The sequence below is a fragment of the Anaerosporobacter mobilis DSM 15930 genome, assembly GCF_900142955.1.
In the GTDB taxonomy this organism is placed as follows: domain Bacteria; phylum Bacillota; class Clostridia; order Lachnospirales; family Lachnospiraceae; genus Anaerosporobacter; species Anaerosporobacter mobilis.
Genome location: NZ_FRCP01000005.1, coordinates 383,729 through 403,233 on the forward strand (window position 1 = coordinate 383,729; position 19,505 = coordinate 403,233).

20 protein-coding genes are annotated in these 19,505 nt (G+C 33.7%); 2 read left to right on the top strand and 18 right to left on the bottom strand.

Annotated elements, in window-relative coordinates:
• Positions 1–46 precede the first annotated feature (46 nt).
• The gene (locus BUB90_RS01650) at positions 47–1,141 is read left to right on the top strand and encodes a sensor histidine kinase (protein WP_073282068.1); all 1,095 of its coding nucleotides are present in this window, start codon (positions 47–49) and stop codon (positions 1,139–1,141) included.
• 4 nt (positions 1,142–1,145) lie between these two features.
• Positions 1,146–1,772, top strand: a complete 627-nt coding sequence (locus BUB90_RS01655; protein ID WP_073282070.1) for a response regulator — start codon at positions 1,146–1,148, stop codon at positions 1,770–1,772.
• A 97-nt stretch (positions 1,773–1,869) separates the two neighbouring features.
• Here BUB90_RS01655 and BUB90_RS01660 read toward each other — a convergent pair whose 3' ends face one another.
• The 18 genes from BUB90_RS01660 to BUB90_RS01740 all read right to left on the bottom strand — a co-directional run bounded on the left by BUB90_RS01660 (position 1,870) and on the right by BUB90_RS01740 (position 19,350).
• Positions 1,870–2,739 carry an AraC family transcriptional regulator gene (locus BUB90_RS01660; protein ID WP_073282072.1) on the bottom strand — a complete coding sequence of 290 codons (870 nt, stop codon included), beginning with the start codon at positions 2,737–2,739 and terminating at the stop codon, positions 1,870–1,872.
• An 85-nt stretch (positions 2,740–2,824) separates the two neighbouring features.
• A complete protein-coding gene (locus tag BUB90_RS01665; RefSeq protein WP_073282074.1) occupies positions 2,825–3,193 on the bottom strand; it encodes an ACT domain-containing protein in 369 nt (122 codons plus the stop codon).
• A gap of 37 nt (positions 3,194–3,230) precedes the next feature.
• Positions 3,231–4,040 carry a class I SAM-dependent methyltransferase gene (locus tag BUB90_RS01670; protein WP_073282080.1) on the bottom strand — a complete coding sequence of 270 codons (810 nt, stop codon included), beginning with the start codon at positions 4,038–4,040 and terminating at the stop codon, positions 3,231–3,233.
• A 2-nt stretch (positions 4,041–4,042) separates the two neighbouring features.
• Positions 4,043–4,561: a GNAT family N-acetyltransferase gene (locus BUB90_RS01675; protein WP_073282082.1), complete on the bottom strand. Its 519-nt coding sequence runs from the start codon at positions 4,559–4,561 to the stop codon at positions 4,043–4,045.
• Between the two features lie 127 nt (positions 4,562–4,688).
• Positions 4,689–5,135, bottom strand: a complete 447-nt coding sequence (locus BUB90_RS01680; protein WP_073282084.1) for a GNAT family N-acetyltransferase — start codon at positions 5,133–5,135, stop codon at positions 4,689–4,691.
• 176 nt (positions 5,136–5,311) lie between these two features.
• On the bottom strand, positions 5,312–5,575 hold the full coding sequence (locus tag BUB90_RS01685) for a CD3324 family protein (protein WP_073282086.1): 264 nt from the start codon (positions 5,573–5,575) through the stop codon (positions 5,312–5,314).
• 369 nt (positions 5,576–5,944) lie between these two features.
• Complete coding sequence (locus BUB90_RS01690) at positions 5,945–7,807, bottom strand: ABC transporter ATP-binding protein (protein ID WP_073282088.1); 1,863 nt, start codon at positions 7,805–7,807, stop codon at positions 5,945–5,947.
• Complete coding sequence (locus tag BUB90_RS01695; protein WP_073282090.1) at positions 7,791–9,728, bottom strand: ABC transporter ATP-binding protein; 1,938 nt, start codon at positions 9,726–9,728, stop codon at positions 7,791–7,793. The genes BUB90_RS01690 and BUB90_RS01695 overlap by 17 nt, the downstream gene beginning before the upstream one ends.
• 149 nt (positions 9,729–9,877) lie before the next feature.
• Positions 9,878–11,026 carry a sensor histidine kinase gene (locus BUB90_RS23880; RefSeq protein WP_242952457.1) on the bottom strand — a complete coding sequence of 383 codons (1,149 nt, stop codon included), beginning with the start codon at positions 11,024–11,026 and terminating at the stop codon, positions 9,878–9,880.
• Positions 11,020–11,742: a LytR/AlgR family response regulator transcription factor gene (locus BUB90_RS01705; protein WP_073282092.1), complete on the bottom strand. Its 723-nt coding sequence runs from the start codon at positions 11,740–11,742 to the stop codon at positions 11,020–11,022. Before BUB90_RS01705 ends, BUB90_RS23880 begins: the two co-directional genes overlap by 7 nt.
• Positions 11,743–11,750: 8 nt before the next feature.
• Positions 11,751–12,263, bottom strand: a complete 513-nt coding sequence (locus BUB90_RS01710; RefSeq protein WP_073282094.1) for a signal peptidase II — start codon at positions 12,261–12,263, stop codon at positions 11,751–11,753.
• Entirely contained in the window at positions 12,260–12,430 is a 171-nt protein-coding gene (locus tag BUB90_RS23370) for a hypothetical protein (protein WP_170865421.1), read from the bottom strand. The genes BUB90_RS01710 and BUB90_RS23370 overlap by 4 nt, the downstream gene beginning before the upstream one ends.
• A gap of 234 nt (positions 12,431–12,664) precedes the next feature.
• A complete protein-coding gene (locus tag BUB90_RS01715) occupies positions 12,665–13,294 on the bottom strand; it encodes a hypothetical protein (RefSeq protein WP_073282096.1) in 630 nt (209 codons plus the stop codon).
• Between the two features lie 193 nt (positions 13,295–13,487).
• A complete protein-coding gene (locus BUB90_RS01720; RefSeq protein WP_084139025.1) occupies positions 13,488–15,428 on the bottom strand; it encodes an ABC transporter ATP-binding protein in 1,941 nt (646 codons plus the stop codon).
• On the bottom strand, positions 15,415–17,166 hold the full coding sequence (locus BUB90_RS01725) for an ABC transporter ATP-binding protein (RefSeq protein WP_073282098.1): 1,752 nt from the start codon (positions 17,164–17,166) through the stop codon (positions 15,415–15,417). The genes BUB90_RS01720 and BUB90_RS01725 overlap by 14 nt, the downstream gene beginning before the upstream one ends.
• A 153-nt stretch (positions 17,167–17,319) precedes the next feature.
• Entirely contained in the window at positions 17,320–17,760 is a 441-nt protein-coding gene (locus BUB90_RS01730) for a MarR family winged helix-turn-helix transcriptional regulator (RefSeq protein WP_073282100.1), read from the bottom strand.
• A 127-nt stretch (positions 17,761–17,887) separates the two neighbouring features.
• Positions 17,888–18,799, bottom strand: coding sequence for a magnesium transporter CorA family protein (locus BUB90_RS01735; RefSeq protein ID WP_073282102.1), 912 nt, complete (start codon positions 18,797–18,799; stop codon positions 17,888–17,890).
• Positions 18,800–18,873: 74 nt separating this feature from the next.
• A complete protein-coding gene (locus BUB90_RS01740) occupies positions 18,874–19,350 on the bottom strand; it encodes an LURP-one-related/scramblase family protein (protein WP_073282104.1) in 477 nt (158 codons plus the stop codon).
• Positions 19,351–19,505 lie beyond the last annotated feature (155 nt).

The following is a 19,505-nucleotide window of genomic DNA, read 5'->3' on the forward strand; positions in this document are numbered from 1 at the left end:
TTCACATATTGGAATTATTCATCTAATAAGGAGGGGGTATATCGATTTGATTGAGATTATTGATAAACTAGTTTTGCTAGCACTCAGTAGTGCATTTTGCTTTTTGAATTTTAACAGTACCTATGCAATCGTGTACTTTCTTCTTGTTATTATCTTCACTTGCCTCTCTACCTGTACAGAGAAAAAGCAACTTAAGGTAGGTGTGTTTGTACTATTTTTAATAATTAGTGCCTTCTATCCAGTTTTACTGTATTACCTTCCAATCATGGTTTATGACATATTTACTATTGAACTTCAATCTGCAATTGTGTTTGCTGTCATTCCTTTTGTCGTTAACTTTGGCTTCTATTACAACAATAAACTACTTCTCTTTTGCGTAATGGTTGTAACAGGTTTACTAATCAAATATAAATCAGAAAAAGAAAATACTTTGATTAATGAATACAATAATCTTCGTGATGATACAAAAGAATTAGAAATCATACTTGAGAAACAAAATCAAACGTTGCTTGAAAACCAAGATATCGAAATTACTGCCGCTATGCTTAGTGAGCGTAATCGTATCTCTAAAGAAATACATGATAACATCGGACACCTATTATCAAGATCTCTGCTTCAAATCGGTGCCTTACTTACGATAACCAAAGAAGATATCACGAAAGAAACCTTAACAAGTCTAAGGGATTCCATTTCAGATGGAATGGACAGTATTAGAAGTAGTATTCACAACATGCATGACGAATCTATCGACCTATACAATTCCATTCATAGGCTCACAAGTGATTTCACCTTCTGTCATGTGAATTTTCAATATGATTTAACTACCCAACCAAATGCCAAAGTAAAGAGTAGCTTAATTAACATTGTGAAAGAATCTCTTAATAATGTTATGAAACACTCCAATGCAACGAATGTATCAATTAAGCTATTAGAACACCCCGCCATGTATCAGTTAATTATCGCTGATAATGGCACCCTAACCTCCACCGCTAAATGGTACCTATCCCAAAACAAAACCGGTGATGGTATGGGCTTGCAAAGTATGGCAGATCGTATTAAAGCTTTTCAAGGTAATTTTAATATCCTTACAGATAAAGGATTTGAAATATTCATAACAATTCCAAAAAAGGGAGGACAATAATTACATGAACATTCTGGTAATTGACGATGATAATTTAGTATGTTCATCACTAAAGATTATCTTATCAGCAGATCCTGATATTACCGTTATCGGTACAGATAACAACGGAGCAGCTGCAATAGAACTGTATGAAAAATTAAATCCTGATGTAGTTCTTATGGACATACGTATGGAAGGAATGACTGGTCTAGAAGCTGGCGAAGTGATTTTAAAGAAACACCCGGAAGCAAAGATTCTTTACTTAACCACCTTTTTAGATGATGATTATATTATCAAAGCCTTGAATATCGGTGCTAAAGGATATATGCTAAAACAAAATTATGAAAGTATTGTTCCTTCAATCAAAGCTGTTGAGATGGGACAAAACGTATATGGTAGTGAGATTATCACCAAATTACCTACTCTTATGAACCAATCGTCTTCAACTAAAATTTATGAAGATAATGGAATCACCACGAAAGAATACGAATTAATCACGCAAATTGCGGAAGGATATTCTAACAAAGAAATCTCAGAAACATTATTCTTAAGCGAGGGTACTGTGCGTAACTACATAAGCCTTATACTCGAAAAATTAAATCTACGCGATCGTACACAGATTGCTATCTTTTATTATAAGAATAAACAATGATACGAAAAAGACCTTCCCGGAGCTTTTATAAACTCAGGAAAGGTCTTTGTTACGAAATAGGTTATTCACCTTATGGTAATTTTAATAATATTGCTCATTATTTAGGAATTACTCTAATCCATGTTTCTTCATGGAATTTACCGTCAAAGTCTGAATAGTACATCTCAAAATCATACCCATCAACAATTTCATAATTTGCAGTTGGTAACCAGTCCGTATAGATGCGAGAATTTAGTTCTTGTAGAGCATTTGAGGTTTCTTCTATACTATGAGATTCATTCTCAAACACTGCCCAAGTAGCTTTAGGAACATCAACTACTGTATATCCTGTAGTGTCACTTAATGCTGTCTTCATTACACATAACATATAAGGGAATTTAGTCCCTTCCATCTTGCGATACCCACAAACAGCATTAACAATACTAGGATATCCTGCTGATTTTACAAGCTTCGCACATTCACCATTTGATAGTTTCTCAAGCCAAAACTCAGGTATTTTCTTAAGATTTTCTCCATTAACCGTATCAAAAATCTCCTCAATACCATACACCTCAAACGCTTCTTTTTCAACAATTTTGTAATTCATCGCATTCGCTCCTTTAATAGATATTTGAAAAGAGATACGTGGGAATGCTTTAATATCAGCTCCTAAGCTGCGCGCTGCTGTAGGAGTAATACCATGTATTCCTTGAAACGCTCTGGTAAAAGCTTCTGGTGATTCATATCCATAACGAAAAGCAAGATCAACAACCTTTATGCTGCTACTTTGCAACTCAAATGCTGCCAATGTCATCTTCCGACGACGAATATACTCCGATAGTGTAATATCCGTCATAAACGTAAACACTCTTTGGAAATGATACACTGAACAACAAGCTATTTGGGCTATTTTTTCATAATTTGTTTTGCCATGCAAATTATCTTCAATATAATCCATTGCAAGGTTCATGTCTTCAAGGTACTTCATTCACACCTCCCCCTTTCTATAAAGATCATAACACGATACGAATGATACTTCCTTGCAATCGTTGCAAAGAAAAGTCAGGTTCGACTTATAACACGATTTCATATCCATTGTCTCTAAGAATGGCAATTGCACTATTAAAGTTTTCTTCCTTCGTCAATATATAATCTGTGTTATAGGTGGATATGGCGAATATTCCAATTCTATTCTCTGCTAACAGAGTAGATATCTTGGATAAAATTCCAATCAGAGAAAAATCCAGAATTCCTTGAATTCTAAATGCACTCCAGCCATTATCACATTCAACAATATTATCGGGAACTGATTTAGTACTACAAACTAGCGACAATTCTTCGTCAGTTTTACTAAGAAAACAATATTCATCTGATAAATCTACTTCAGAGAAATCCTTAACTTTGCAGACTGAAAATTCTTGCTCAATTATTTTAATTTCCATACTTATCACTCCTTCTTCTCCATAAGTATTTACCTATCTAATACGAATTCTTATATACGGATGCTTTCAAACTAAAGGACATAGGATACTTGTCTTTGTTATGAGCGTATTCATATAACCCTTTTCCTTCTACCGGAAGCATATCCCCTGAATTAAAAAAATTCTCTGAAAATTCATTGAAAAACTCAATATGTAATCCCGCTCTTGTTAGTGCATTAATAATATCAGATACCGTATGCAGCCAAAAGTAATTTTTAGCCCCTTCTTTTACTTCCGAAGCATAACCACCAATAGTATCACACACATCTGGTTCTTTTGAAAGATAAGGATATTTAATCTCGTAGATCTCTTTTCCTACCTTGCTTTCATCAAATGTTAAGAAAAACGGATGAGAATCAAAAACATATAGATATCCATTCTCTTTCAATAACTTGCGAATCGTATTTGCCCAGATATTCAAATCAGGAAGCCAACCTAGTGCTCCCTCAGAGGTAAACACCATATCGTATGTATCCTCATGAATCTCCGCCAATTTCATGATATCTGATTCAATAAAATCTACATGTTCAACTTCTAAATCCTTTGCTAGCTGCTTTGCGTAAAATATATTATCTGGGACTAAATCAATACCAACTACACGACTCGCTCCCATCTGCGCTAACTTAATTGTATCAGCTCCTGTGTTGCACTGCAAATGAATTATTTGCTTACCATTAATATCACCTAATTCTTGTTGTATATAAGAATTCAATTGGTATCTATTATTACGATACTGTTTCAAGAACGTGTTATAGTGATCTTTTGATAATTGCCCCCAAGCTTCTTTGTTTGAATTAATCTCATTCATTATTATCCCTTTACCTTTCTATTGTCAAAAAAGAAAACATCTCCCAATGTTCCATCTTCATATTCTGTATCCATATAACCTTCAATTAGCCGATAGTCACCTTTTGTATATTCCTTAACTACCTTATCCCAAAAATAAACAGATGCTTTGTTTTTTGGATGTCTCTTTAACTGCCAACGCCCGCTAAAACTATCAAAAGCTTTAAACGCTGCAACTCTTCCAACTCCTAGTCTTCTATACTTATACATGACAAAAAACTCTGATATCACATAATCTACTTCTTCATCCGCTTCTGGAAAATCGTTAATCATTACAAAACCTGCCAACTGACCATCTACCATTATAAAGAATGGATAACGCCTTTTTTCTGTCCAATAATAATCAAGATATTCATAACCATATAAGCCTAATTTATTCACTTCTTTATTGGTCCATTGAGAGAATTCATATTCATATTTTTCTAAAAGATTTTTTAATATTTCCTTTTCTTCTAATTCAACTTCTTGTAATTCTATTTTCATTTTCTTACTCCTCCCCTAATATAGAAGCCATTGTATTGGATTCTCCACAGTACGTTGTCATCTTCTAATTTAATTCTTTTATAATTTTCTTTTATCAAATTCTACTTAATTTTCTTTACATGGATATTTACTTTGCAAGAAAAATAATCTCTTCACATTCTGTAAAGCCATTCTTTTTATAAAATCTTTCAGAAGGGAATCCCCGATCCGTCATTAATATAATAGCGTTCATCCCCTCTTTTCTAATATCCGATTCAATAAAATTTAAGAAATAGCTTCCGATTCCATTTCCTTGAAATTCTCTACTAACGCAAAACTGATCAATATAATATTCCATTCCTTTGATCCAAGGTTTTCTTTCTCCTAAACTTAATGCAATAACTTCCTCTCCTTTCACTAGGACATATCCAAGAAAATAATTATTGTTTCTATAGTTTTCAAAAAATGTAACCACCTGTTCTCTGGAATCATATACATCGTTCCACGGTTCTTTTGAAAAGGTCTCTATAAATAAATCTACGCATCTATTCAAGTTACCGCTGTTCATTGGTAATAGACAAAATTCTTCTCTCATAATCTGTTCTCCCTCTCGCATCTATATTCGTTATAGCAGAATTGCTATATTTACTATTTTATATCAACATACTACTCAATTTCACCGATTTTATCTAGTGTTATCTTGATTTAAACCATTTATAACACAAAAAGAGGAACTGTCACTTAAGACTGCCCCTCTTCTATATAGAAACATTAACGCCTGTATACTATTCTTTTTACAGAATCGTATGAAAGATGATATTCTTTCATAAGTTCCTCTATCTTGTATCCTGCTAGCTTTTTGCTTTTGATTTCCCTGTTTCTCTCTTCTAAGAGGCTTTTCGTTGTGGTATTGCTTCCCCATTCCTTATGCTCGTCTTCAGAAAGTGGAATATATATTAGACCGCTATTAAAATATTTACGAATTTCAATCAAAAGTTCCTCAGGAAAAACTTCTTTAGCGTTTACATATGACATGCGAATCACTCCTTCTAATAATCAATTACATATTTATTAGAGTGCAACACATTCATATATTTGCGATTCAATAATCGCTCTATGCACCGAATCGCTCACTAATATATGTGCTGTGTTGCATAGAGTGTTTTTGGACTCATACTTGATTTTTTAATACTTAACAAATATTCTAACATATTAAGATCCTCCCTCTGTGGTTTGATGATAACTATTTCTTATACAAAACTATTCTACATCTTAACTTAATACGAATCGTACTTCAATAGATAATACTTAGTATACCAAGATTTTGATACTTACACAATATTGGGTTATTCATTCAATGTTTTGTTATTTATCTAATCCTTTTCTCTTTATTAAATAATATAATTAACCTAATCCCTCATCTACCTCATCAGCATAATATCTTGCCTGAGCATTCCAGAGTTTCGCATAGATCTTATTCTCCTCGTTCATCAAAGTTTCATGACTTCCCCTTTGCACTAACACTCCTTTGTCAAAAACCAATATATCATCACAGAAACGGCAGCTGCTCATTCTATGTGATATATAGATACTAGTCTTATCATGAACCATCTCATTAAAACGAGTATAGATCTCATGCTCACTAATCGGATCAAGCGCTGCTGTTGGTTCGTCTAAGATAACAAATGGTGCATCTTTATATAATGCTCTCGCAATAGCAACCTTTTGAGCCTCACCACCAGAGATATCTTCCCCTTCGCCTGAGTTATGAAATAATTGCGTGTCTAACTTATTAGACATAGTATCGATTTTCTCCTTAACGCCAGCGCATTCTAATACCTTCCAAACCTTCTCCTCATCTATATTCTCACTACACCCCACATTCTCTTTTACCGATATAGAGAACAATGAGAAATCCTGGAATACTGTGGCAAAGAGATTTAGATATTCTTGATAATCATAGCTTCGAATATCCACCCCATTTAACGTAATCTTGCCTTCTGTAACATCATATAATCTGCAGAGCAATTTAATAAAAGTTGTCTTCCCTGCACCATTACGCCCCACCACAGCAAAGCGACTTTTCATATCTAATTTAACCGATACATCGTTTAGTGTGTATTCCTTACTTTCAGGGTATCTAAAACTTACATGATGAAACTCGAACTCATATTCATTATCTTTACGTTTCTCTACTGGTAAGGAACCCGTATCTAACTTACTCTTTTTATCCAGAAACCCGGTATAGAAGGACAAATATGATTGGCAAAGTTGAAATTCACTCAATGCGTCAATGACAGCTCTAAGCGAAGCGTTCATCTGTCTGACCGCTCCAACATATCTAGTAAATGCTCCAATAGATATTGCCCCCACATATGTTTTAACAATAACAAAAAGATACGCTAGTAGAAGAACCAGATCATTCAAGAAAGAGGTTGTCATTAAGAATCGTCTTGTAGTCTTCCAAAATCGTTGGTAGAACGAGATAATTTCTATATTTAGTTTTTTCCATTCCGCATAAATCATTCCTCCCATTCGATATAAGCGGATTTCTTTTGCGTAGTCAACATCCATAGTGAGTTCCATTGTCATAAATTCCATCTTTTGATTGATATCCATCATCTCCTGGTACATGGCAAAGTTCTTCTTACGGATATCTTTTGATAAAGCGGAATAGATCACTGCTAATATTAAAATTAGTACACCTATTAATGTAAAAGATCCTATTCTTGAAGTGATGACTCCAAGGAATCCTGCTAATTTTATTTCCTCAAGACAAAGCTTCACTAACATAATAATTGCAACTAAAAATCCAACTGTACCCGTTAATATTTCTGTAAAGTAAAGCATATACCTACCAAATCCACCATTACGAGAAACATTATAGTCTGCCGCTTGAAATTCCTCTAGATTCTTTTTATCTTCAAATGTTGCATAGTCTAGCGAAATAGCCTTCAAAAGTATTTTACTATTACATTTCCGATTAATAGTCATACTTTTTACTTCTATTATTTGATTAACATAACTAGATAGAATTCCTACCATACCAGTTAACACAATCATTACTACTGCTTGTAATATCGCTTTCTTCCACTCTCCTAGTAATAAGGAATCGATAATATACGCACTCCCCACTATAGTAATAAATGGTTCTGAGGCATTTGATACGGCACCTATTAACGATACTGGTATAAAGTTTCGATCTAAAGAGTGAACCATCTTCAGCAATCGATAGGTATCCCGCCCTATTTTAGATGCCTGCTTCATATCGCTCCACCTCCTTTTGATAGTAATGGGACTGTATTCGATACATATTCGCATACTTTCCATTCTGATTCATTAAAGTTTCATGGTTACCTTCTTCTAGTATCTTTCCCTCCTCTAAGAATAAGATACGATCACAAAAACGAGTAGAACTTAACCGGTGCGAAATGAACACTGCAATTTTCCCCTCACTTAAATTTGCATATTCTTCGTATAATTCACTCTCCGCAATTGGGTCTAATGCTGCTGTTGGTTCATCAAGGATCAAGATAGGTGCATCCTTATATAATGCACGTGCCAACATCAAACGTTGTGTCTCCCCACCAGATAACTGAATCCCTTCCACATCTAAAATCTGTGTAAGCGGCGTGTGAATTCCTTTTGGTAATGTACATATTTTATCCCATAGATTGGCCTGTTTTAAGGCATCTACTATCCGTTTTTCCTCATAGATGTTATTTATTAAAGTTTCAGAATCTAATTTCGTAAAGGCACGACTTAAGAGATTATCATTCCCTTCTGCCTCCATTTCCGTCATCTCCTTTGTTGTCCATGCACAGGAAACATTCTTAGCGATTGAGAAGGGAAGTACATGAACATCTTGAAACAGAATCGAAATATAACGATAATACAGATCTTTATCTAACATGGCTATATCCTGCCCATCCACTAAAATCCTTCCTCCATTTAACGGATATAATCCACACATTAATTTCATTAAGGTTGTCTTCCCTGCTCCATTCACACCAACTAATGCTACCTTCTCGCCTACCTTAATGGTCAAAGAAAAGTGATCAAATATCATTGCCTCATAATAACCAAAACTTACATCCTCAAAAGTTATCGTATGACAAGTTTCTGGTATCGAATGTTCTATAGCTTTCTCTTCCTTTGCGTTCTTATCTTCATTAATATAGGCGCGAAACAGCGCAATTTCATCATTAATTTTTCGTAAATATGTATAGCTATCAACAATTTGACTTACCCAAACTCCAAATCCTGCTACAACTCCAATATAAAAGAGAAACTCTGCAACGTCCATTGAATTATGCATTAATTGATAAATTAAAAATCCATATGCAAAACCATCTCGAATCATAGATGTGATTTTCACCACTATGTTTGCATAACAATGTCGTTTCTGTATATCATTATAAACTTCCTTTGCCTCTTTTGTATTCGTATCAAGCTCACTCTCAAACCAATTATACATATGATACATACGTATATCTTTCGTCTTTTCTGTATTAATCGACTCTCTTTTTAGATACCAAAACTTCCTAGCATTTTTCCAAAAGGTTGTTATATGGTTGAATTGATACCGAATTGCTTTCGACTTAGCAAAACAATTCATAACTGCAGTTAAAATTAATATTACAAGCAATAACGGATGTACTCTCCCAGCCAGATATGCATACAATAAAAATCCCATAACATTAATTATAAGATTAATTCCATAAAAGTAGAAACCCCGAATACCAGCAAAATGGTCCACCCCATCCTGATCCTGTAAACTGCTTCTAACTTCATGTAAACGTTCTTGTTCTTCATTATCCTCTAATTGTTTTAAATCACAAGACAGTACCTTCTTATTTAATTTACGCCAGTATTGAACTTCTGTAAGGACAAAGACCATATTATCAATTTGCTGGTGTGCAAAAGTACGAACAAGATTCAATATCAAAATGCCGCCAATACAGACTAGAATATACAGTAGTAGTTTTTCTAGTTCTATCTGATTTTGTAATAGTCGTACCACTTGTGCCGGTATTTGTATTAATAAAAAAGGTACAATAATTTGAATCAAGATATCTAACAGCAAATAGACATAGTAACGATATCCAATAATCTTCATATCTGATAACGCATACTTCATATTTCGTAAAAGTGTATATTGTTTTCTTGCTTCTTCTCTACTTAACATATTTACTCCTCCCCCTTCTCATGTATTAAGATAGATAATTGTCAAATACGATTCATATTATATCGTCATAAAATAAAAAAAACTGCTTTGTTCATGAAATATCATATTTCATTCACCAAACAGCTTTTTTCTAGAATTAATAAATATTTCTATAAAGGTATCATAATTTCACTTGCAAAGACTCCTGGTTCATTTTTCAAATTCAAATATCCTTCATATTTATCCACGGTAAGCTTAACACGTTTCATACCATGCCCATGTTCTCCACGTTTTTCACTGATATAGTTTTTTTGATTAAAGCTGATTTCCTCTGTGGCAGAATTAAACACGGAAAAATAAAACTGGCTATGAACAATATCACCATAGATTCGAATAAACCTTTTCTCCTCCTCAATCTGATCACAAGCCTCAATTGCATTATCCAGTAGATTTCCTAACATGACACATATATCAATATCCGAAATATTTATTTTCTCTGGTATTGCGACTTTACAATTAATAGGAATATTGTGATTTTTCGCTAATGATAGTTTAGAATTAAGTATAGCATCTACCATTAGATTTCCACTTTTAATCAGATTATCCACCGTGTTCAAATCCTTCTCAAGCTCCCCAAGGTACTCTCCAATACAGTCATAGCGCTCAAGTGCAAGATATGCTTTCATAGTCTGAATATGGTTGTGATAATCATGACGCCACCCCCGCATATTGAGATATACAGATTTTACTTCATCATAATGGTGCAACATAACTTGATCCTGAAAATCTTTCGTATTCTTAACAAAATTTTGCTTAAAACCTCTGTATAACGACTCAATTAAGTATAATAAACAGATTGTACAAGCATACATTATGTAACCATATCCTTCTAATCCTAAATAAAAGAATATAATAGAAAAAAAGCTTATCCCAATAAACAGTACATACTTCCTTCTTTTTTGCAACCACAATTGTATAAGATAAACAACAGGAACGAAAAGGATTGGTAACAACATTAGAAACTTAACTCCACCTAATACCACAAACATAATTAAAAGCACACCCAATAGACCTAGTTGTAAGAGACAATAACTTATATAATGTTCATACTCTTTTGCATAGAACAATATATACAAATCAATTAAAATCAGTTGAATAAACCAACCCACCACAACAATATCTAAATACTTGGTTACAACAAGCACGCTAATCATCATAAAGAATACTACTATCAAACTTTTTCCTTCTTCGACAACCGGAAACATCCATAATGCACATAATACAACTCCCACCAGGAAAAAGATACTAGCCATCAACATTGCATATTCTCCCTCCTGAAATGACAATTCATAAATGCTTCACTAATCTCGCGATGCTTTCCTCTTGGAACCAGTATCTTATCTCCATTCATCAAAGAAACTTCCTTTGGGGTAATTCGAGCAATGCTATATAAATTCAATATATCACTACGACTAATTTTAAAGAAATTATCTTCTATTAGCACGCTTTCCATCTCTTTCATACTTCTTTTTATTCGGTAACTCTGCTCTCCTGTAAATATATTTAGATAATGCCCCTCACTTTCTACACGAATAATATGATCCTTTTTAATTTTTACAATTTCTTTTTCCACTCGTAATAGTAAATAGCTATCCTGTTTATTACATTGTTCCATCGCCTTATTCAAACAATCATATAGCTTTTCTTCTTCATATGGCTTTAATAAATAATTAATAGCATTTACCTGAAATCCTTCAAATATATAATCTGTCATAGCCGTAATGAAAATAATGGATAATGCCTCGTTCTTACTACGTAATTTCTTAGCAAGAGATACTCCATCCATTCCTGCCATTTGAATATCTAAGAGAACAATATCTATATCGCTATTCAAATCAAACTGAAACCATAGTTCTTCAGCACTTTCATATTCTTGAATACATACTGGAATTACTTTTTCATTAAAATATCTTTGTACACTCGCAGAAATATATTCTCTCTGCACTAACTCATCATCACAAATAGCAATCTTCATCTATGTATTTACCCCTTCTTCAAACAATACTCTATGTATTCCTTAAATGATATCTCCTTCTCATGCTTAAGCCCAATAACCAATAAGAAACACTCTGCAATCGTTAGATAACAATCTTTAATATCGCAAATAAAAAAATTATATATCTGGATAAAGTCCAAACTTCCACCCCAGAATATCTTATCTATCAAGCTACAAATGGCCCCCGCCATTCCCGAGATATACAAGATATTAACAGACATACTGGGGTTATTTTTCTTATTTCGATAAAAAGAATATCCACTTAGTAAGACCACAATAACAAGAATATTAATAATCAAAGCTAGCCATATATTACTGAGAATCCCGACGAAATTACCACCCCAAGTTAAATTTATATTCTGTTTGGGTTGAAAGCTTATAAGATTCCCTATTATACTGAATTCCTGATTCATAAATCGCTTACTAATTATTATCTTTACCACTTGATCAATAGCCACTAGTAGTAATATTCTTCCGATAAATTGTTTGACATACCTCATAAGTTCTCCCCCTTATAAAGAAAAAAATACTTAATTAATTGCCGAAGAAGAAACATACTTCCGAATACAATACCAAAAATAACAAAAGATAATAAGGCATCTTTTTTACCATACACTTTCGTTTGTTGAACATATTCTTTATTAGCTCCAAGCACCCCATTATCCATCTTTCTACTCCTTCAAATTTATTAATACCTTCTATCTATGTACTATGCCTTTGACCCTGTACTTTTGCCTTTCCAAACAATGTTTAATAGAAATGGTTTAACATTATTTAATTAATTAAAGGTTTTATTTCAATGGAACGTGATTAAAAAGAGAGGAAAACATAAAACAAGCCCAAAATGAACTTTTTCATCTCGAACTTGTTTATCATTATATATGTATCTTTACCATTTTCCTTATTTTATCGCTGTAAATCCAGCTAACAAAGTGTCTTTACCCTCTGCCGTATCCTCCGTATATGTAACGGTTAATAATAACATTCTGTTTCCAACTTGTCTAATGTACATCTGTTGTAACAACTCTTGACCAGCGTAGTTTCCTACACAATCAAGGACCGTGTACTTCTCACCAGCAAGTTCAACATCTTTTGTTGTATCCCCAAATGTGTATTCAATTCCCGTAGCTAGAAGTTGTTGTTTTGAAGATTCAATATAATCATCTATTGATACTTTTCTTCCCAAAAGATTTTCAATAACAATATTTACATTCGGTGAATTAATTGTTGCCTCAGCACACATCATTTCATATACAGTTACAGCTTTCGAGTAATCAATAACTTTTTGATCCTTATCCTTATAAACTATTCCTTCCGCAAATTGAACATATTGGTTCAAATCATCTTCAGCAAACATAGTATATCCTTCTGGTGTAGTAAATTTAAGATTTAGAAATTTACTCTCATAAGTATCCTCTTTGATGACACCTTTACTATACACTTGCTTACTAGATTCTTTCATGCTGCACCCTGAAAACATGGTGATTACAACAAGCATTAATACTAATAGACTCCCTCTTAACTTTTTCATAAAATTCTCCTTTACCCTATTCTCATATCATGTTTTATGGTAATACAGCGAGCATACTATAGTATGCTTGGGTAATCCATGACATGACATAATAAACATTATAAAGGAGAATCGTTTTTTACACAATATGTCTATTTAACTATTTTTTCATGTATTTCCTAATATATTTATTTTTTTATCTTACGCTTGTTACTTAGCTTTGTTCCAATAATCCCGTATACAATTGATAATATGTTCCTTTCTTTAAAAGTAAACGTTCATGATTGCCTCGCTCAATAATATTACCTTTATCAAGTACCATAATTACGTCTGCATTCTTGATTGTAGACAATCTATGAGCAATTACGAATACCGTTCTACCATGCATTAGACGATCCATACCCTCTTGAACTATCTTCTCTGTTCTTGTATCAATACTTGATGTAGCTTCATCTAGGATTAATACCGGTGGATTTGCTATAGCTGCTCTAGCAATTGCAAGTAACTGGCGTTGCCCTTGTGATAAGTTGCTACCATCTCCTGTTAAAACCGTATTATACCCTTCAGGTAAATGCTTAATAAAATAATGTGCATTGGCTAACTTCGCTGCTTCTATAACTTCTTCATCTGTTGCATCTAATCGACCATATCGAATGTTATCCATAACCGTACCAGTGAATAGATGGGTATCTTGTAATACAATTCCTAGAGAGCGACGAAGGTCTGCTTTCTTAATTTTATTGATATTGATACCATCATATCGAATCTTACCGTCTTGAATATCATAGAAACGATTAATCAAGTTTGTAATTGTTGTCTTACCTGCTCCAGTTGCCCCAACGAATGCTATCTTCTGCCCTTGTTTCGCATCTATAACTATATCATGAAGAATAATCTTATCATCGTTATATCCAAAATCAACATGGTCAAATACAACGTCCCCACTCATCTGTTGGTAAGTTATGGAGTTGTCAGCCTTATGATAATGCTTCCATGCCCAGATTCCAGTTCTTTTCTCTACTTCGGTAATTTCACCTGAATCTGAGATTGATGCATTCACAAGTTCTACATAACCATCATCTACTTCCGGTTCTTCATCTAATAATTTAAATACACGATCTGCTCCAGCAAGTGCCATAATAATAGAGTTAATCTGCTGTGATACCTGTGAAAACGGCATGAAGAAAGAACGGTTAAATTGTAAGAATGAGGCTAACCCACCTAATGTAAATCCTCCAACATTGTAAATAGCAAGTAGTGCCCCTACTATTGCAGTTAGAACATAACTAATATGGCCTAAGTTACCAGTGATTGGCATTAGAATGTTTGCGTATTTGTTTGCATTGTTTGCACTCTCAAAGAGCTCTTCGTTTATCTCTTCAAAACGTTTTAGGTTCTCTTCTTCATGACAGAATACTTTAACAACCTTCTGCCCTTCCATCATCTCTTCAATGAAACCATTTACCTTACCAAGATTTCTTTGTTGGTCAATAAAATAGGTGCCACTCTTTGATGCAATTTTTTTAGTTACAATCAGCATTACAATAACCATCACAATCGTAACCAGCGTTAACGAAACATTCAAGATTATCATGGATATGAATACACTTACAATTGTTATTAATGAAGAAATTACCTGTGGAATACTTTGACTAATCATCTGACGTAACGTATCCGTATCGTTGGTATAGATACTCATGATATCGCCATGTGCATGGGTATCAAAATATTTGATTGGCAATGTTTCCATGTGTTTGAACAAATCATTACGTATACTTCTCATCGTTCCTTGGGCTACATTAACCATCATTCTTGAATATGCCCATGTTGAAACTACTCCAACGAGATATACAAGTGCCATCTTACCTAATACCTGTAATAAGGATGAAAAGTCTGGGTTTTGTTGCCCTAAGAATGGCATAATGTAATCATCAATTAGATTCTTAATGAACATGGTTCCCATAACACTAGCCAAGGAGCTAATAAAGATGCATATAATAACCGCAATACATGCAACTCGGTATTTTTTTAATATATATGCTAACATACGTTTCATAATCTTGCCTGGGTTTTCAAGTTTTGACTTGGGACCCATTACCATTCCTTGTCCCGGTCCTTTGGCTGTTCTTTGTACCTGTTGTCTATTTACTGCCATTTTGATCCGCTCCTTTCGTTTGAGATTCATATACATCACGGTAGATGTCACTACTTACAAGGAGTTCTTCATGTGTTCCAATATCAGATATTGCACCTTCATTCAACACAATAATTTGATCTGCATCTTGAACCGAAGTAATTCTCTGCGCAATAATAATCTTTGTTGTATTCGGAATTTCCTCTTTGAATGCCTTGCGAATTAAAGTGTCTGTTCTTGTATCTACAGCACTTGTAGAATCATCTAAGATTAAGATTTTAGGTTTCTTAAGTAATGCTCTTGCTATACATAATCTTTGCTTTTGCCCACCAGACACATTGCTACCACCTTGTTCAATGAATGTATCATATCCATTAGGGAACTGACGAATGAACTCATCTGCCTGTGCTAACTTACATGCATGAATCATCTGGTCCTCTGTTGCCTGCTTATCTCCCCACCTAAGATTCTCTTTGATGGTACCAGAGAATAGTACATTATTTTGTAGAACCATAGCTACTTCATCTCTAAGCGCCTCCATATCATAATCTCTTACATCTACACCACCAACTAAGACTTTACCAGCAGTTACATCATAAAGTCTTGGGATAAGCTGTACAAGAGATGATTTGGCACTACCTGTTCCACCGATAATCCCAACTGTTTGACCTGATTGTATCTTGAAATTAATATTTCTTAATACATTAGACTCCTCCTCTCCTTCATCATGTTTCTTGTATGTAAAGGATACATCATCGAATTCAATAGAACCATCTTTCACAACCTTCATAGAATCTTCTTTATTCGTTAAATCAGACTTTTCATTAATTACTTCAGCGATACGATCTCCAGACGCTTTTGACATGGTAATCATAACAAACATCATTGAAATCATCATTAGACTCATTAAGATATTCATAACGTAACTGAATAAACTCATTAATTGTCCTGTTGTTAAAGAACCTCCAACAATCATCTTCGCACCAAACCATGATAATAATAAGATACATGAATACATAGCAAATTGCATGGCTGGCGTATTACAGATCAAGATTTTCTCCGCTTTTACAAACATGCAATATACATTCGTACACGCTTTTTTAAACTTACTAATCTCATAATCTTCTCTAACATAAGCTTTGACTACGCGAATTGCATTGATATTCTCCTGAACACTTGCATTCAAATCATCATACTTACGAAATACGGTTAAGAAGATTGGATGTGCATTACTAATAATTATGAATAATACTACTCCTAGGAAAACAATTGCTCCTAAGAAAATGAACGCTAACCTTGCATTAATTAAGAACGCCATAATCATTGCAAAGATTAACATGAACGGTGCCCTAGCACACATTCTTATAACCATTTGATAAGAATTCTGCACATTAGTTACATCTGTAGTTAAACGTGTCACTAGACCTGCTGTAGAATATTTATCAATATTAGCAAAGGAATAATTTTGTATATTTTTGAACATAGCATTTCTTATGTTTTTTGCAAATCCGGTACTTGCTCTCGCAGCAACTTTACCTGACATCGCACCAAATGTTAGTGATAACATAGCTACTGCTATCATACAAAGTCCCATAATACAAACATGACGTATATTTCCCTTCTCAACGCCATTATCAATGATAGAAGCCATCATGACTGGAATGATTATCTCCATAATAACTTCTAAGGTAATAAAAACTGGAGCCAGTATTGAGTCCCTTTTATACTCTTTGACTTCAGCTAATAATGTTTTTAACATATAAATCCTCCTATCTTTTACTATAATCTTTTGTCTAAATCTGTTAGCTCCCTATCTGTAAGCTTCCTAACATTCTCTGCTAAAATAATAGAAAGCACTTGTTATGAGCTTTCTATTATTATTATGAAAATAGAAAAGTATATACCATACTCCTTAATTACCCTCTAGCTTCTTTCTAAGCTTAGCTGTAATCTTGAAAAACATCTCTTGTTCTTCCTTCGTTAGACATTCAGAAAGTTCACGTTCGAACTCGTTAATGTTTGAATGAATCTCTTCATTCAAATCAATTGCTTTCTGTGTAAGTACTAACTTCTTAAGTCTAGCATCATGTGCTACAGGAAGACGATTCAGATAACCATTTTTCTCCATCAACTGCAAAATTCCCGTTGCGGTTGAACGACGAATCTTAAATTCTTTCTCAATATCCTTTTGAAAAACATCATGATTCTTACTCTCATCATGTATGTATCCAATAATCCAACCATGCATCTTTGTATAATCACGATTATGAAACTTTGATAGTTTAGCATCAACATTTCTCATTAATAGATTTGAAACTGTTTTAATTTCAAAACCGATCAGTTGAGTTGGCATCAATACTCTCCTCCTTTTGTTAGCTTCCTAATCTTTTTTGTTAGCACCCTAACATTGTATTGCTATCTAACATTTTTGTCAAGAAATAATTTTGTTAGAAAGGTTACTTAGTGTAATCAACAAACCACTACCAGTATTTTTTCTTTTTGAACAATAATAAGCTACCTATTACGATTAATGCACTGATTAAAATAACCATAGGATACCCAAATCTCCAAGATATTTCAGGCATATAGACAAAGTTCATTCCATACCAACCAACAATCAAAGTAAGTGGTAGGAAAATCGTAGTTACAATTGTTAGGACCTTCATTACATTGTTCTGCCTAATACCAATTTCCGATTGATACACATCTTGTACTTGCATAGCGTATTCTCGCAACGTCTGTGTCTCATTCTGTAACCTTGATGCACGATCCGTAAATACACGGAATGTAGCATAACCTTCCTTTTCAAAGAACTCTTCTTCATTATCTAAAATCTCTTCACCTAGATCTGTCATCTGACTATAATAACGATATAATTTTGCAATCATTTTCTTTATCTCTAACATCTTAGTATTAAAATTATCAAGAGTTCCTTTTAATACATATTCTTCAATCTTAGAGATTTCTTGTTCGATTAATTCAAGGAATAACAAATCATTTTCAATAAGGTTTATAAGCACATCGTACAGGAGTCGTTCCAACGAATATTTACGACGAATCTTCTCCTGTGCAATACGATTAATCTCATCTACAATTGTATTGCTATCATCTATAAAGATAATCTTTCCTTCAATAATATAGAATACAAATTCTTTATGGCTCATATGTTCTTTAGGAATTGGAACATAACAAGTTCCAAACAGATAACCAATATGACGCTCAACTTTACAAAAATGAACATTCTCTATGGATTGAGTCAATTGGTACTTGTTTTGTAGCTTCTTTTCTTCTTTCCATTGCTTATGATTAAAAACTGCAACTACGTTTCGTTCCTCAAGAAATGTATTCTTATCAACAGGTACTACCTGTTCATTATCTACCCTAAAATACATTCAAGTACCGCCTTTCTACTTATGCTATGTAAAATGCAATCAGGTATATTCTAACCAGAAAATCCAAGCATTATTTAGTCATTCTGAGAACAATTCGCGGCATCAATAGCGATTACCAACATTAACCCTTGAATCTCATCTGCTGGATTGTTAAAGTCTATTACATACGTATCTCCCCAATTAAGAATCTCTTTCTCAATATTCATAATTGTAGAACTACCATTCGTAACCTCGTAATTCCAACCAAGGAAATCCCCATCTACATTCCAACCATTATATTCAATCTCATATCTTGGTCGGAATAATGTAAACTTCTTCTGGATTTCACCAATCACTCGACCTCTAATCTCCACTTCAAATCGGGGCATTAAGGAGAACAATTTCTGATGTATTACTCCTATCTCTTCACTCGTACGCGAATCATATACATGAATTTGGTGACCAAGGGAAAAGAATTCTCCCTTAACAAAATATTTTGCATTGCCATATTCATCATAGACATCATATGTATCCGACCAAGAAAAAACTCTTTGTTTAATTAATAATTTCATTTAAATACCATATCCTTCCCAAAACAATTCACGTTACATATCTATATGATAACCTACGACGATTAGAAATCAATAAGAAAATTATTAAGAATTCCTTCACAGACACCCACAGTGTATATAGTCTAATACAAAGGGGGATTTGCAAAGTATTCATA

Bases quoted from the DNA above. Each gene is read 5' to 3' on its own strand.
- BUB90_RS01655 (WP_073282070.1), top strand. From the start codon at position 1,146: ATGAACATTCTGGTAATTGACGATGATAATTTAGTATGTTCATCACTA.
- BUB90_RS01680 (WP_073282084.1), bottom strand. From the start codon at position 5,135: ATGAGAGAAGAATTTTGTCTATTACCAATGAACAGCGGTAACTTGAAT.
- BUB90_RS23880 (WP_242952457.1), bottom strand. From the start codon at position 11,026: ATGTTGATGGCTAGTATCTTTTTCCTGGTGGGAGTTGTATTATGTGCA.
- BUB90_RS01715 (WP_073282096.1), bottom strand. From the start codon at position 13,294: ATGAAAAAGTTAAGAGGGAGTCTATTAGTATTAATGCTTGTTGTAATC.
- BUB90_RS01725 (WP_073282098.1), bottom strand. From the start codon at position 17,166: ATGTTAAAAACATTATTAGCTGAAGTCAAAGAGTATAAAAGGGACTCA.
- BUB90_RS23370 (WP_170865421.1), bottom strand. From the start codon at position 12,430: ATGGATAATGGGGTGCTTGGAGCTAATAAAGAATATGTTCAACAAACG.
- BUB90_RS01735 (WP_073282102.1), bottom strand. From the start codon at position 18,799: ATGTATTTTAGGGTAGATAATGAACAGGTAGTACCTGTTGATAAGAAT.
- BUB90_RS01665 (WP_073282074.1), bottom strand. From the start codon at position 3,193: ATGGAAATTAAAATAATTGAGCAAGAATTTTCAGTCTGCAAAGTTAAG.
- BUB90_RS01740 (WP_073282104.1), bottom strand. From the start codon at position 19,350: ATGAAATTATTAATTAAACAAAGAGTTTTTTCTTGGTCGGATACATAT.
- BUB90_RS01690 (WP_073282088.1), bottom strand. From the start codon at position 7,807: ATGAAGCAGGCATCTAAAATAGGGCGGGATACCTATCGATTGCTGAAG.
- BUB90_RS01675 (WP_073282082.1), bottom strand. From the start codon at position 4,561: ATGAAAATAGAATTACAAGAAGTTGAATTAGAAGAAAAGGAAATATTA.
- BUB90_RS01695 (WP_073282090.1), bottom strand. From the start codon at position 9,728: ATGTTAAGTAGAGAAGAAGCAAGAAAACAATATACACTTTTACGAAAT.
- BUB90_RS01705 (WP_073282092.1), bottom strand. From the start codon at position 11,742: ATGAAGATTGCTATTTGTGATGATGAGTTAGTGCAGAGAGAATATATT.
- BUB90_RS01720 (WP_084139025.1), bottom strand. From the start codon at position 15,428: ATGGCAGTAAATAGACAACAGGTACAAAGAACAGCCAAAGGACCGGGA.
- BUB90_RS01685 (WP_073282086.1), bottom strand. From the start codon at position 5,575: ATGTCATATGTAAACGCTAAAGAAGTTTTTCCTGAGGAACTTTTGATT.
- BUB90_RS01660 (WP_073282072.1), bottom strand. From the start codon at position 2,739: ATGAAGTACCTTGAAGACATGAACCTTGCAATGGATTATATTGAAGAT.
- BUB90_RS01730 (WP_073282100.1), bottom strand. From the start codon at position 17,760: ATGCCAACTCAACTGATCGGTTTTGAAATTAAAACAGTTTCAAATCTA.
- BUB90_RS01710 (WP_073282094.1), bottom strand. From the start codon at position 12,263: ATGAGGTATGTCAAACAATTTATCGGAAGAATATTACTACTAGTGGCT.
- BUB90_RS01670 (WP_073282080.1), bottom strand. From the start codon at position 4,040: ATGAATGAGATTAATTCAAACAAAGAAGCTTGGGGGCAATTATCAAAA.